At 42.3% G+C, this 15,078-nt stretch carries 14 protein-coding genes and 1 pseudogene; 14 read left to right on the plus strand and 1 reads right to left on the minus strand.

Annotated elements, in window-relative coordinates:
- Nucleotides 1-385, minus strand: a pseudogene (locus H5185_RS17030) (flagellar basal body P-ring formation protein FlgA); the annotation flags it as partial.
- Between the two features lie 384 nt (nt 386-769).
- On the opposite strand from H5185_RS17030, the gene H5185_RS17035 reads away from it, so the two are divergent.
- From H5185_RS17035 to H5185_RS23295, 14 genes are all read left to right on the plus strand, one after another.
- A complete protein-coding gene (locus tag H5185_RS17035) occupies nt 770-1,690 on the plus strand; it encodes a chemotaxis protein CheV (RefSeq protein ID WP_124016904.1) in 921 nt (306 codons plus the stop codon).
- Nucleotides 1,691-1,755: 65 nt separating this feature from the next.
- A complete protein-coding gene (locus tag H5185_RS17040) occupies nt 1,756-2,589 on the plus strand; it encodes a protein-glutamate O-methyltransferase CheR (RefSeq protein WP_124016905.1) in 834 nt (277 codons plus the stop codon).
- Between the two features lie 135 nt (nt 2,590-2,724).
- Nucleotides 2,725-3,123 carry a flagellar basal body rod protein FlgB gene (flgB, locus tag H5185_RS17045; RefSeq protein ID WP_124016906.1) on the plus strand — a complete coding sequence of 133 codons (399 nt, stop codon included), beginning with the start codon at nt 2,725-2,727 and terminating at the stop codon, nt 3,121-3,123.
- A 2-nt stretch (nt 3,124-3,125) separates the two neighbouring features.
- On the plus strand, nt 3,126-3,542 hold the full coding sequence (gene flgC / locus H5185_RS17050) for a flagellar basal body rod protein FlgC (RefSeq protein ID WP_124016907.1): 417 nt from the start codon (nt 3,126-3,128) through the stop codon (nt 3,540-3,542).
- Nucleotides 3,543-3,565: 23 nt separating this feature from the next.
- The gene (gene flgD, locus H5185_RS17055; RefSeq protein ID WP_182742694.1) at nt 3,566-4,351 is read left to right on the plus strand and encodes a flagellar hook assembly protein FlgD; all 786 of its coding nucleotides are present in this window, start codon (nt 3,566-3,568) and stop codon (nt 4,349-4,351) included.
- Nucleotides 4,352-4,411: 60 nt separating this feature from the next.
- Entirely contained in the window at nt 4,412-5,791 is a 1,380-nt protein-coding gene (flgE, locus tag H5185_RS17060; RefSeq protein ID WP_182742695.1) for a flagellar hook protein FlgE, read from the plus strand.
- A 250-nt stretch (nt 5,792-6,041) separates the two neighbouring features.
- On the plus strand, nt 6,042-6,785 hold the full coding sequence (gene flgF, locus H5185_RS17065) for a flagellar basal-body rod protein FlgF (RefSeq protein WP_182742696.1): 744 nt from the start codon (nt 6,042-6,044) through the stop codon (nt 6,783-6,785).
- Between the two features lie 11 nt (nt 6,786-6,796).
- Nucleotides 6,797-7,585 (plus strand): flagellar basal-body rod protein FlgG, encoded by a 789-nt coding sequence (gene flgG / locus H5185_RS17070; RefSeq protein WP_124016911.1) that lies wholly within the window; start codon nt 6,797-6,799, stop codon nt 7,583-7,585.
- A 9-nt stretch (nt 7,586-7,594) separates the two neighbouring features.
- The gene (flgH, locus tag H5185_RS17075) at nt 7,595-8,269 is read left to right on the plus strand and encodes a flagellar basal body L-ring protein FlgH (RefSeq protein WP_182698003.1); all 675 of its coding nucleotides are present in this window, start codon (nt 7,595-7,597) and stop codon (nt 8,267-8,269) included.
- A 10-nt stretch (nt 8,270-8,279) separates the two neighbouring features.
- Complete coding sequence (locus H5185_RS17080; protein WP_124016913.1) at nt 8,280-9,377, plus strand: flagellar basal body P-ring protein FlgI; 1,098 nt, start codon at nt 8,280-8,282, stop codon at nt 9,375-9,377.
- A 17-nt stretch (nt 9,378-9,394) separates the two neighbouring features.
- Entirely contained in the window at nt 9,395-10,522 is a 1,128-nt protein-coding gene (gene flgJ / locus H5185_RS17085) for a flagellar assembly peptidoglycan hydrolase FlgJ (RefSeq protein ID WP_182698004.1), read from the plus strand.
- Nucleotides 10,522-12,450, plus strand: a complete 1,929-nt coding sequence (gene flgK, locus H5185_RS17090) for a flagellar hook-associated protein FlgK (protein ID WP_182742697.1) — start codon at nt 10,522-10,524, stop codon at nt 12,448-12,450. The genes flgJ and flgK overlap by 1 nt, the downstream gene beginning before the upstream one ends.
- Before the next feature lie 10 nt (nt 12,451-12,460).
- A complete protein-coding gene (flgL, locus tag H5185_RS17095; RefSeq protein ID WP_182742698.1) occupies nt 12,461-13,681 on the plus strand; it encodes a flagellar hook-associated protein FlgL in 1,221 nt (406 codons plus the stop codon).
- Between the two features lie 193 nt (nt 13,682-13,874).
- On the plus strand, nt 13,875-15,078 hold a 1,204-nt coding region (locus tag H5185_RS23295), incomplete at its 3' end, for a flagellin hook IN motif-containing protein (RefSeq protein ID WP_182742699.1).

The following is a 15,078-nucleotide window of genomic DNA, read 5'->3' on the forward strand; positions in this document are numbered from 1 at the left end:
CAATAATTTGGTCTGGTGACAGTATCTGGTTTGCCGCGACAACGGGGTATTGAATTTCAACTCGAACTGAGAGATACATTTGCCATGGGTAGTCATAGTCTGGACTATCACAGCTCAGTTTTACCATATTATTGCGACTAATCGCTCGTTCACTGGCAAGCTCAGCCGTTATCGGTGGATAGCACCGCGGAGGATTGACACGACCTTCAAGGTTTTGTGGGGTGATTTCGACCTTAGCTTTTGAGTCTGCTTCAATTTTTTTTTCTATCGTCTCTTTAGCTAAGTCATAAATGGTCGATAATGAGGGTGTTATTATCTCTTCGCTAGCAAATGCTGGCAAAAAAAATGTTATTGAACATAATAAACATAAAAAAAATACTTTCATAATGAAGATACTAGCTTGTTTTGCCAGAATACACCTATACTTTTAAAAACGGAAAATATGCGAGCTATCTCTGCATACACAATAAGCTAAAAAATATGCACCGATGACATAATAATTTCATTATGTCGCCGTCAAAAAAGTGTCAGCTCACCGTGTGTGAGTTAATTAATACAAATTAAAGCAAGTTGTATGCCCACTTTTTTAATTTAATGAATAGATAAGTATTCGCTGGGTTGTTGATGGTTTACACTCAAGGTTGGTAGGTCTTTAGCGATAAATGAGCTAGACGTAATGAGCTAACGTATTGTGTTGAACCTGGGTTTACTATAATTTTAATGAACAATTTTTATCCTTTTGGGTGACAGTTAACTACAAGGTCGTGTTATGTCGAGCATTTTAGATTCAGTCAATAAACGTACTCAGCTTGTCGGGCAAAACAGACTCGAGTTACTATTATTTAGGCTTAACGGCCGCCAACGGTTTGGGATTAACGTGTTCAAAGTGAAAGAGGTTTTACAATGCCCACCACTGACAACCTTACCGAAATTAAATCGTTATGTTAAAGGTGTTGCTCATATTCGTGGCGCAACGATTTCTGTTATCGATTTAAGTGCTGCAACGGGTGGTCGTCCACTGACATCAACTGAAAATTGCTTTATTATCATTTCCGAATACAACCGAAGCATTCAAGGCTTTTTAGTGAGTTCTGTTGAACGTATTATCAACATGAATTGGGAGGCAATTATGCCGCCTCCACAAGGTTCTGGTCGTTCTTCCTATTTAACCGCAGTGACAGAGATAGAAGGCGAGTTGGTTGAGATTTTGGATGTTGAAAAAATTCTTGATGAAATTTCACCGGTTAAGACTTCGATTAGTCAAGAACTCAACGAAACTTTAACGATTGATAGGGAACAGCATTATCATATTATGGTTATTGATGATTCTGCAGTGGCACGTAAACAGATTATTCGTTCGTTAGAGTCTTTAAATCTGCAAATCGATACTGCCAAAGATGGTAGAGAAGCGTTAGAGATGTTGAAAAATATTGCCAAAGAAATGGATGATGTATCAGTGGAAATTCCGTTGATTATTTCTGATATTGAAATGCCTGAAATGGATGGCTACACTCTAACAGCAGAAATTCGTGATAATCCAAAGTTAAAGAATATAAAAGTCGTACTGCACACATCGTTAAGTGGTGTGTTTAACCAAGCGATGGTACAAAAAGTTGGGGCTAACGATTTTATTGCTAAGTTTAACCCCGATGAATTAGCCGCAGCGGTTAACAAACATTTGAGTTTATAATTGTTTAGAATTGAATAATATTGAACGTTCGGTCGGCTCATCGGCAAACATATTAGGAAGATAATGTGACAGATAAATCACTTGCTGAAGCAGAGTACAATCAATTTAGGCTGTTTTTAGAGCAGCATAGCGGTATTGTGTTAGGTGAGAACAAACAGTATTTAGTTCGTAGCCGCTTAGCGCCACTGATGGGAAAGCATAATTTGCCTTCTCTATCTGAGGTGGTTAAAAAGTCGATGAAACCGATAGAGCGTCAATTACGCGCTGAAGTGATAGATGCGATGACTACTAACGAAACCTTATGGTTTCGAGACCGTTATCCATTTGAGTTGCTGAGTAATTCTTTGTTGCCTGAATACAGCAAGTTGGGCCGACCATTAAAAATATGGTCTGCTGCTTGCTCATCTGGGCAAGAACCTTACTCTTTAGCTATGACAGTGTTGGAATATCAACAGCGTAAACCCGGTGCTTTGCCTGGGGGCGTGACAATTCAGGCAACAGATTTATCACCTTCTATGTTAGAGCGTTGTAAGAATGCTGAATATGATGGTTTAGCTCTGGCTCGTGGTTTGTCTGAAGAGCGTAAACGTCAGTTTTTTGATGCTTTACCGTCTGGCAATATGAAAGTGAAAGATAACGTAAAACGTTTAGTGAACTTCAGAGCACACAATCTACTTGAAAGTTATAGCTTATTAGGCAAGTTCGATATCATTTTTTGCCGTAATGTATTGATTTATTTTGCGCCAGAGGCAAAGGCTACCATTTTGCGGCAATTTGCTGCCGCACTTAATCCTAAAGGTATCTTATTCTTAGGTGCGTCAGAATCTCTTGCGGGGTTAACCGAAGAGTTTAATATGGTTCGCTGTAATCCCGGTATCTATTACCAGAAAAAAACCTAGCTAAAACAGTTGATTAGATTCACCCCATGCCGACGATCGTCGGCATGTTAGTTTTTTTATTTTATTCTCCCATTATAAAAATTGTTGGCATAACCTTTGCTTTATATCTATCAGTTAGCTGATGGAGGCAATTTTATGGCGATTAATTTCGATAATGCATTAGGTGTTCACCAATATTCTTTGGGCGTACGAGCTCAAAGAGCTGAAGTGATTTCAAGTAACATCGCCAATGCCAATACTCCTCATTATAAAGCTCGAGATGTTAATTTTGCTTCTGCTATGCAAGCAGCAAGCTCACATCAGAAGGGTTTGAGCATGAGTCAAACCACAGAAAAACATTTCGATTTAACAGCGTTAAGTCAACAACATGTCCAATATCGTGTTCCAAATCAAGCCGATACAGGTGACGGTAATACTGTTGATACGCAGAAAGAACAATCAGCATTTATGCAAAATGCGCTCGAATATCAAATGTCATTAGGCTTCCTTGAAGGTAAGTTTAATGGCATGCGTAAAGCTTTGCGAGGTGATTAATCATGAGTTTATTTAATATTTTCAATGTGTCTGGATCAGGTATGTCTGCGCAGTCAGTGCGTTTGAATACCACTGCCAGTAATATTGCCAATGCGGATTCTGTATCAAGCAGTGTTGATAAAACTTATCGAGCACGTCATCCCATTTTTGAGGCTGAAATGCTTAAAGCTAATAGCCAGCAAAATAGTTCGCCGGGTGTTAACGTCAAAGGCATTGTTGAAAGTGATAAACCATTAATAAAAGAATACTCGCCAGATCATCCGATGGCTGATGGTGATGGTTTTATTTATAAACCGAATGTCAATGTGATGGAAGAAATGGCCGATATGATTTCTGCATCACGCTCTTATCAAATGAACGTTCAGGTGGCTGATGCAACTAAGTCTATGTTGCAACAGACGTTAAGGATGGGTAAATAGTATGATTATTCAAGGAGGTAACAATGAGCCTCGTTAATTCTTACAGTCAGTCTTTACCGCAACAATCCAGTAGCACATCAAATACAAGTGCTACCACGAAAAGTTCTGTACAGACAAATACAACCAGCACTACTACTGGGAACCCTTTCCTTGACGGAATTCGATTACCTGAAGAAAGTGCGATCCCTGAATCAAAAGATCAGATGTTAAAGCAAGAAGATTTTTTTGCTTTACTCAGTCAACAGTTGTCTATGCAAGATCCTTTTAAACCGGTTGATAATGATCAAATGATTGCCCAAATGGCATCGTTTTCGACGGTTGACGGTATTTCAAATCTGAATGATGAGATCCTTAACCTCAATACGGTAATGAGTTCTAGCCAAGCGTTACAAGCATCAGGCTTGGTGGGTCGAAAAGTGCTTATCCCTTCTGATACCGGGGCAATTTCTACTGAAAGCCCTGAGATTAAAGGTGTGATCAGTACGCCATCTGCAATTGAAACGATTACGGTGAAAATTGAAGATGAGTCGGGTCAGCTGATCAAGAGCTTTAATGTTGATGGCAGTAAAGGCGGCAATGTTGATGTGACATGGGATGGCTTAGGTAAGGATGGCCAACCCGTTAAAGCGGGTAATTACTCGATAAAAGCCAGTGGTAAAGTTGATGGAACGTCGGAAGATTTAGCGGTATCAACTTATGCACATGTGACAAGTGTGTCACTGGGCACTGCAGCGACTGGGGCCATTTTGAATTTGCGTGGAGTAGGCGGAATTAAGTTATCTGACGTACTCGCAGTATCTGAAACATAGTAAGGCCTGTATTGAATTATTGGCTTTATTGATAAATGAATTAATTGTGAGAGGTGAACTATGTCATTTAACATTGCACTGAGTGGTATTGCTGCCGCGCAAAAAGACTTAAATACAACGGCGAATAATATCGCTAACGTGAATACTATTGGTTTCAAAGAATCACGAGCTGAGTTTGCTGATGTGTACGCAAATTCTATTTTTTCGAACAGTAAAACCGCTGTCGGTGGTGGAGCAACCACCACTCAAGTGGCACAGCAATTTCACCAAGGTAGTTTGCAATTTACCAGTAATTCACTGGATATGGCGATCAGTGGCGGTGGTTTCTTTGTTACGTCGTCTGAGTTAGGGTCGCAAGATCAGTCATATACACGTGCAGGGGCATTTAAAGTTGACTCGGCCAACTATATGGTCGATTCAGCGGGTAACTTTTTACAAGGTTTCCCTGTTGATGAAGATGGTAACTCGACTTCTGTGAGTTTAACCACAACCCAACCGATTAAGATCCCAGACACTGCTGGTAGCCCTGTGCAAACCGGAAATGTTGGTTTGCAAATGAACCTTAATGTGGGAGAAACCGCATTAGACCCAGCTAATTTTAATCCAAACGATTCTGATACGTTTAATAATTCTACCTCGGTGACGATTTACGATTCATTAGGTGAATCGCACATTATGACCACTTATTTTATTAAACCGACCAATGGTTCATTTACAGGTGAAAGTAATTGGGTTGCCTTTTATGCAGTTGATGGCGATCCCGTTGATGTTGCGGCTGGCGCTGGTACTTATTCAACAGATACCAATGGTGATGGCACTGCTGATGCGACGGGTACAGCATCTGCTGCTAATCCCGATGGATTAGGTGGAGTCTGGTCAGGAGCTGTGATTAAATTTAATTCTGTTGGTGCTTATACGGGCAGTGATCCGGCTAACATTACCACTGAAGCATTAGGTTCTGGCGGTGCAGGTGCTTTGGGCCCTGGAGCCGACGGCACTCAAACACTTACAATAAAATTTAATAATCCAACTCAGTATGCTTCTCCATTTGAAGTCACTGAATTGACTCAAGATGGTATTACCGTAGGGCGATTAACCAATGTTGGTATTGGGTCTGACGGTCTGATTACCGCTAGTTATAGTAATGGTTCAACTGTGCCGTTAGCGCGAGTGGCATTAGTACGTTTTGCTAATGAGCAAGGTCTTACTCAGGTGGGTAATACCTCTTGGAAAGCCAGTTTAGGTTCCGGCGCGGCATTAGCTGGTGAGGCAAATAGTGGTACATTTGGTAGTATTCGCTCTTCTGCACTTGAACAATCAAACGTTGATTTAACCACTGAGCTGGTCGATTTAATCTCAGCTCAGCGTAACTTCCAAGCTAACTCACGTACGCTTGAAGTTAACAATACCTTGAACCAAACGATATTACAGATCCGCTAAATGACCCTTAGGCTATATAGGTGTTGCCGTTTACGGCAACACCTTGCCTTTTCCACCTCTTTACTTGTCCCCGTTATTAGACCCCTCGTGTCGATAGATGCTTTTTTGACACTCATGCGCTACCCATTAATTTTATTGATTAACTGATTCATACAGTTACATCTCAATCCTCTCACTTAAAAATCGTTGGCATGATGCTTGCTTATTCTGTGTATATAGTGTTTTTGCAGAAAGTTTGACGGAGCAAAAAATGGACAAATTTCTTTATATTGCCATGAGCGGCGCAAAGCAAGGGATGAATGCCCTAGCAGTGAGTGCGAACAATCTTGCTAACGCGAATACTGATGGATTTAAAGCTGACATGGTCCAAGCCCGTTCAATGCAGGCATTTGGTGAAGGTTTGCCTACACGGGTATTTTCGATGCTGGAAAGCCCAGGCAGTAACTTTAATAGCGGCCCCGTTAAAACTACTGGTCGGGATCTTGATATTGCGGTTAAAGGAGATGGCTGGCTTGCTGTGCAGGCGGCTGATGGTTCCGAGGCATATACCCGCGCTGGTAGTCTAAAAATTGACAGTACCGGCTTATTATTAAATAGCCGTGATCGTCCCGTTATGGGCGCTTCAGGTCCCATTGTGTTACCCATTCCAGTTGAAAAAATAGAGATTTCGGCCAACGGTATTATTTCTGTACGCCCTCAAGGGGCAACCGCAGAGGTAATAGAAGAGGTCGGAAGGATTAAGTTAGTTAATCCTGGTAACCAAAACCTTATGCGCGGTGAAGATGGTTTATTTCGTCTTATTGCCGGTGGCAATGCGCCAAACGACCCAGGGGTTCAAGTTGAAAGTGGTGCGGTCGAAGGCAGTAATGTTAATTCTGTGCATGAAATGGTCGCCATGATTGATATTCAACGTCAATACGAAATGCAAGTCAAAATGATGAAGAACGCTGAAGAGATTGATCGAGCGTCCACTTCCTTGATGAGAATTAGTTAGGAGTAATTATTATGCATCCAGCGTTATGGATAAGTAAAACCGGTGTCGACGCCCAACAAACCAATATTGCGGTTATTTCAAATAACGTGGCTAACGCCAGTACCGTGGGATTTAAGAAAAGTCGTGCAGTATTTGAAGACCTTCTTTATCAAACGGTTAACCAAGCCGGTGGCATTAGCTCAGACAATAGCAAGTTACCTAATGGTTTAAACATTGGTGCGGGTACTAAAGTGGTTGCCACGCAAAAAATGTTTACTCAAGGCAACATGCTGACCACAGATAACTCATTAGATTTAATGATTGAAGGTTCGGGCTTTTTTGAGGTGCAAATGCCAGATGGTACAGCAGCCTACACCCGTAACGGCCAGTTCAGCTTAGATGATACCGGCCAAATCGTCACACCAGGTTCTGGTTATGTGGTTCAACCGCCTATCACTATTCCAGAAAACTCCACCAGTATTACGGTGTCGGCCTCGGGTGAAGTGTCAGTGCAAACCCCAGGTACAGCTGCCAGTCAGATTATTGGCCAGTTAACCATGACCGATTTTATTAACCCTGCTGGTTTAGATCCATTAGGGCAAAACTTATACACCGAAACAGGTGCGAGTGGCACGCCTATTCAAGGTACTGCATCACAAGACGGTTTAGGTTCTATCCGCCAAGGCGCATTGGAAACCTCTAACGTTAATGTGACAGAAGAATTGGTTAACCTTATTCAAGGTCAACGTATTTACGAGATGAACTCCAAAGTTATCTCGGCGGTTGATCAGATGCTGTCTTATATTAATCAGAATCTCTAAGGAGCTAACATGATTAAATACATTGCGTTAGCGTCAGTATTGTTATTGGCTGGGTGCAGTTCTACGCCCAAGAAACCGATTGCTGATGATCCATTTTATGCGCCGGTATACCCAGATACTGTACCAACGCAAGTGGTGCCAACGGGATCTATTTATCTTGATAGCCAGGCATCAAGCTTGTATTCCGATATTCGTGCGCATCGGGTCGGTGACATCATCACTGTGACCTTAAAAGAATCAACCCAAGCGAAAAAAAGTGCCTATAACCAAATCAAAAAAGGCACAGACTTAACCGTCGAGCCTATTTATGCTGGTGGCAAAAATGTTTCTATAAGTGGTATCCCGCTCGATCTTGGTTATAACGACAGCATGAATACCAAGCGAGAATCAGATGCCGATCAATCAAACAGTTTAGATGGCAGTATTTCAGCCAACATCATTCAAGTACTTAGCAACGGCAATTTAGTTATCCGTGGTGAAAAATGGATTTCGATCAATAACGGTGATGAGTTTATTCGCGTCACAGGCATGATCCGCAGTGAAGACATTAACCCAGATAATACAATTGATTCTACACGAGTGGCTAACGCTCGTTTTCAGTATAGCGGTACCGGTACGTTTGCTGACTCCCAAAAAGTCGGTTGGCTGAGTTCATTCTTTATGAGTGACTGGTGGCCTTTCTAAGGAGTAATGCATGAAAACTAAATTGATCGTGTCGCTTGTAGCGTCGATATTAATGCTCAGCGCTTCTGCAAATGCAGAGCGGATTAAAGATATCGCCAGTATTCAGGGAGTACGAAGTAACCAACTAGTGGGTTATGGCTTAGTTGTTGGTTTGCCTGGTACCGGGGAGAAAACCCGATATACCGAACAAACATTTAGAACCATGCTAAAAAACTTTGGCATTAATTTACCTGAATCAGTTCGACCAAATTCAAAGAACGTAGCCGTTGTTGCTGTACACGCTGAAATGCCGGCCTTTATTAAGCCGGGTCAAAATCTTGACATTACCGTGTCTAGTTTAGGCGAGGCAAAAAGTTTACGTGGTGGCACCTTATTACAAACCTTCTTAAAAGGGGTTGACGGCAATGTGTATGCCATTGCTCAGGGCAGCTTAATTGTGAGTGGCTTTAGTGCCGAAGGGCTTGATGGCTCTATGGTGATTCAAAATACGCCAACGGTTGGTCGTATTCCAAGTGGCGCCATTGTTGAACGCAGTGTGATCAGTCCGTTTGCTAGTGGTGATTACCTGACATTTAATTTACGTCGCTCAGATTTTTCTACCGCCAAACGTACTGCCGATGCGATTAACGATTTACTTGGCCCAGACATGGCAAAAGCTATTGATGCGACTTCTATTCAAGTCAGTGCACCGCGCGACGCATCACAGCGGGTATCGTTTTTATCGACATTAGAAAACATTGAGGTTATTCCGGCTGAAGAGTCAGCCAAAGTCATTGTTAACTCACGTACTGGCACCATTGTGGTTGGTCAAAATGTCAAGTTACTGCCTGCGGCTGTGACCCACGGTGGATTAACCGTGACTATTGCCGAAGCTACGCAAGTATCACAACCCAACCCCTTAGCGGGTGGTAATACGGTTGTTACCACCAACAGTACGATTGATGTGTCAGAAAAAGATCGTCGTATGTTCATGTTTAATCCAGGCACCACTCTTGATGAGCTTGTCAGAGCCGTGAATCTAGTGGGCGCAGCACCATCAGATGTTCTTGCCATACTCGAAGCGTTAAAAATGGCAGGCGCTTTGCATGGTGAACTTATCATCATCTAAATATTGTCGGAATGACTATGGAAAAGTTGTCAGCTTCATCGAACTTTCTGGATCTAGGAGGACTAGATTCACTTCGTGTCCAAGCCCAGAAAGACGAGAAGGGGGCACTTAAAGAAGCGGCTAAGCAATTTGAAGGGATCTTTATTCAAATGCTCATGAAAAGCATGCGAGATGCCAATGCCGCGTTTAAGTCAGACAATCCAATGAACAGTGAAACAACAGCATTTTTTGAACAAATGCGTGATCAACAAATGTCTGTCGATTTATCCAATAAAGGCATGCTAGGGCTGGCTGAAATGATGGTGCAGCAATTAGACCCAGAAAATAGCCCTATTACTCCGGCATCAGTATTACGCGGTAATAGCGACTACAAAGTAAACCCGAGTATGTTTGTTGCGCCAGCAACAGAGTTAGATAAAGACACCTTAGATGCTATAGCACCAAAAGATCAAATAGCGGCATCGCATTCAGTTATTGATCATGCGCAGTCTATGCAACCTATGTCTGCCAAGCTTTCTCGGGTGTTATCTGGTGATCAATTAGACAGTGTGTTACGCGGCGAGCAATTAACCAGCCAAGCGTTACAAATGGGCAAAAGTTTGCCGCCAGTTGATACCCCTATGGCAAAAAGCAAAGGTATTGCGGTAAGTCAATTTACCAGTCCAGAACATTTTATTTCGGTGTTGTATCCCCACGCTGAAAAAGCGGCTAAATCCTTGGGTACCTCAGCTGAAGTGTTAATCGCTCAATCAGCACTCGAAACTGGTTGGGGCCAAAAAGTGGTACGTCGTAACGACGGCACTATGAGTAATAACTTATTTAATATCAAAGCTGATAAACGTTGGCAGGGTGACAAAACCTCTGTCAATACTTTGGAATTTGAAAAGGGCATAGCGGTGCAACAAAAAGCGGATTTCAGAATGTATGACAACCTTGAACAGAGCTTTAACGATTTTGTGTCGTTTATTAGCCAAGGTGATCGTTATCAAGATGCGCGTAAAGTTGCCGCAGAGCCGACTCAATTTATTAAAGCACTGCAAAAAGCAGGCTACGCTACCGACCCTCAATATGCCAATAAAGTTATCAATGTGATGAAGTCGGTAAAAGAAGGCCTTAAATCTGTATTACCTGTGGAGACTAAATAATGTCGATTGACTTACTCAATATCGCTCGCACAGGCGTTCAAGCATCTCAAGCGCAATTAGGTGTCACCAGTAATAACATTGCCAATGCAAATACTGCTGGTTACAACAGGCAAGTTGCTACTCAGTCATCATTAGAATCACAACGCTTAGGCAATAATTTTTATGGCACCGGCACTTATGTGTCCGATGTTAAGCGTGTTTATAACGAATTTGCCGCGCGTGAGTTACGCATAGGTCAAACCAGCATGAGTGCGGCTGAAACCTCTTACAGTAAGTTGAGTGAGTTAGACCAGATTTATTCTCAAATTGGCAAAATGATGCCAGAAAATTTGAACAATTTTTTTGCTAGCATCAATAATGTAGCCGATTTACCGACCGATTTAGGTATTCGCGGCAGTAGTCTCAGCTCTGCAGAGCAGTTAGCCGCTGGTCTAAATCAAATGCAGTCGCAACTTGATGGTCAGGTAAAGCAAACTAATAGCCAAATTGAATCCGTTACCACTCGTATAAATGAGATAAGCAAAGAATTAGGCAGCATCAATTTAGAATTGATGAAATCTCAAGGCGATGACAGCCAAGTGCTAGACAAGCAAGACGCACTCATTTTAGAGCTCAGCAAGTATGCTCAGGTGAATGTAATTCCATTAGATACCGGCGCAAAATCAATTATGCTGGGCGGTTCAGTGATGTTGGTGTCAGGTGAAGTGTCGATGTCAATTGGCATGAGCCCAGGCGATCCATATCCAAATGAACCGCGCATTAATGCTTCTATTGGCGATAAAACGCTTAACATTGATCCGTCTAAATTGGGCGGTCAACTTGGCGCATTATTTTCATTTAGAGATGACACTTTATTACCGGCTAGTACTGAGCTTGGCCAATTAGCCTTAGGTATTGCAGACACCTTTAACGAAATGCAATCCAAAGGTTTTGACTTAAACGGTAACGTCGGTAGCGATATCTTTCGTGATATTAACGATCCATTAATGGCTTCAGGCCGTGCAGCAAATAATTCTACCAATACTGGTACAGCAGCAATGTCGGTCAATATTGATGATGTGGGTGCATTATCAGGTGGCAGCTACGAGTTGAGCTATACCATCGCAGATGGTTACCAATTAAAAGATACTAAAACTGGAGAGCAAACCACATTAACAGTATCGGGTAGTCAACTTACCGGTGGTGCAGGTTTTAGCATTAATATTGCCAGTGGTGCCGTAGCGGATGGTGATAAATTTGAAATCCGCCCAACAGCAGGCGCCGCTGCAGGCTTAAAAGTGGTGATGACCGATCCCAAAGGTATTGCTGCTGCGGGGCCTCAAATTACGCCAAATACAACCAACTCTGGTGAGTTAGCGGTAAAAGTGAATGCCATTAATCGTGCCGACGCTAACTTCCCGGTTACAGGAAGTGAACTTTCGGTTCGAGTTAATACCAATACCGCTACAAAAACTTTTGAAGTTTTTAATGCCGCTGGCACGAGCGTTGGTGGCCCAACCGCATTTACTCCACCACAAATTAATACGGGTTTTGGTTTTAGTTTTGAAATTGACGATCAATCCACTGCTGGTGTTACCGATACATTTACGTTTGATTTGGCATTTGCAGAAGGCGACAACAGTAATGCAGTTGAAATGGCTAAATTGTCTGATGCTAAATTGATGAATAACGGCACGGGTACCTTAAACAGCGTATTTGAAAATACTAAATTGGATATTGGTAGCCAAACTAAGTCTGCTGAAGTGCGAGTGGGCTCGGCAACGGCAATATATCAACAAGCCAGTAACCGTGTGCAAAGTGAATCTGGTGTCAACCTTGATGAAGAAGCAGCAAACTTATTGCGCTTTCAACAATCTTATCAAGCCTCCGCCAGAATAATGACAACTGCACAAACCATTTTCGACACTTTATTAAGCTCGGTTCGCTAGGAGATACATTATGAGAATTTCTACCGGACAGATGTTTCAGCAAAACACTAATAGCATATTAGAAAAGCAATCTGCCACCAACACCATAATGGCGCAAATTTCTAGCGGTAAAAAAGTCAATACCGCTGGTGATGACCCAGTTGCGGCTATTGGTATTGATAACTTAAAGCAAAAAAATGCTTTGGTGGACCAATTTGTAAAAAACATTGATTACGCCACTAGTCACATTCAACAAGCCGAAAGTCAGTTAGGCCAAGCAGATACCTTGGCTGGCAGCATGAAAGAGTCAATGCTTCGCGGCATTAACGGCAGCATGACTTCCGCCGAGCGGCAAGTGATTGCCGATGACATGCGTCAAAGTCTTGAACAATTAATGTCCATTGCCAACACCAAAGACGAGTCAGGCAATTATATTTTTGCTGGTAATAAAACCAACAGCGCACCATTTGCGTTTGATAATAATGGTGATGTGGTTTACGGCGGTGATGCCGGCATTCGTAAAAGTAATATTGCCCAAGGAGTCCAAGTTAATACCAATACTCCTGGCGATGCCGCCTTTATGAACGCACCCAATGCCATGGGCGACTATGGCGTCAATTATTCGTCATCTCAACAAGGTGATTTTGTCGTAACAAGTGCCAAGGTTACTGATACCGCCAGTTATGTAGATAGTAATTACACATATAGCTTTGCATTTACCGATGATGGCACAGGTGGCCTGAACGTAGAGGTGACAGATAATGCCACACCGACGGCAAATGTTGTCTATCCAGCAGCTCCTTTTGACGCTTCGATGCCGGTTAAGTTCAACGGCATGGAAATTAACATCGATGGCGAACCTGCAATTGGCGATACTTTCAGCATAGAAGAAGTGGCACAAGTCAGTATATTCAATACTTTCAGCAAGGCTATCGCATTATTTGAAAGCGGCAACGATGCACAAACACCTGCTGGACAGTCAGAGTTGGCACAGCTCTTGAATAACATTGATAGTGGCGTCAATCAAATGAGTCAGCAACGTAGCTTAACCGGCAACAGCCTAAAAGTGCTGCAACAGTATAGCGACAATCATACTGATGAAAAGTTGATTAACACCTCGGCATTATCAAAGTTAGAAGATTTAGATTTGGCTTCGGCCATTACCGAATTCGAAAAGCAGCAACTCGCACTCAACGCTGCATCGAGTTTGTTCAGTAAAGTAAGTTCGACCAGTTTGTTTGACTATATATAACAAGTTGTAAATTTAGTTCGTTATAAGGTCTTTTGTAAGGGTTTTCTAAGCACTTATTTTGGTTTGTATAACAAAGGCTCTGATAAACGCTCTTATAAAAAGACATGTTTCACTACACATTAAACAGTTTAATGATTAACCGTTTAGCCAAGCTCCGAGTCTTGGCGTTCAACTAAGAAGAGGAATTTTACATATGGCTATTTCAGTTAATACTAACGTCACATCAATGAAAGCGCAGAACAATCTAAATGGCGCTAACAGTAAACTTTCTATGTCAATGGAACGTTTATCATCAGGCTTACGCATCAACAGCGCTAAAGATGATGCTGCAGGTTTGCAAATTGCCAACCGCTTAACCAGCCAGATTAATGGTATTGGTGTCGCGGTTCGTAACGCCAATGATGGTATCTCTATGGCGCAAACCGCTGAAGGTGCGATGCAAGAGTCGACTAACATTTTGCAACGTATGCGTGATTTGTCACTGCAATCAGCCAACGGATCAAATTCAGACGGCGATAGAGTTGCTTTACATAAAGAGTTAGCCGCACTGCAATCTGAGCTAACTCGTATTGCTGATACTACCTCGTTTGGTGGCCAGAAATTACTTGATGGGTCGTTTGGTACTAAATCATTTCAAATTGGCGCTAATGCAAACGAAACAATAAGTGTATCGTTAACTAATATCAAAGCATCATCATTAGGTAAAAACACCCTAACAGTTGGCGGTACCGCAATGAACGTGGCGGCGGCAACAAATGGTGTAGCTGCAGAAACAGACCTTACAATCACTGGTGGTGGCAAGGTGACTGGTGCGGTAGCATGGGCACTAGGTTCTAGTGCTAAAACTATTGCTTCTTCAATTAATACAGCGACAACCGCTGCTGGCGTTGATGTTAAAGCTGTTGCATCAAATGAAATGACACTAAAAGATTTATCAGCAGGTGGTGCAGTTAGTTTCACGCTAAATGGTACAGCTATTGCCGCAAATGTTTCATCTGGTTCAGATTTGACCGCACTAGCAGAAGCGATTAATGGTCAAAAAGGCACCACTGGAGTCAGTGCTGAATTTACAGATCCAACTGATAAGTCTTCACTTAAATTAAGTACTCTTGATGGTGCGGATATTAGTATTGCCGCTTTCGCAAACGCGGCAACTGGTAACCAATCTGTTGATTTCGGTGGTTTAGTATTGACTGAAGGTGGCACTGTTGCTGGTACTAAAACGGGGACAGTAGAATTATCAAGCAGTTCAGCTTTTAGTATTCAAAACACAGCTGCTACAGAGTTTAATAGTTCAGCTTCTGCATTTAAATCTGTTGAAAGCTTAGATATTACCGATGCTGCCAAATCGCAAGATGCGATAAGTGTTATTGATGCCGCTATCGGTCAGATTGATA

The organism is Shewanella sp. SG44-6, from assembly GCF_014164185.1.
In the GTDB taxonomy this organism is placed as follows: Bacteria; Pseudomonadota; Gammaproteobacteria; order Enterobacterales; family Shewanellaceae; genus Shewanella; species Shewanella vesiculosa.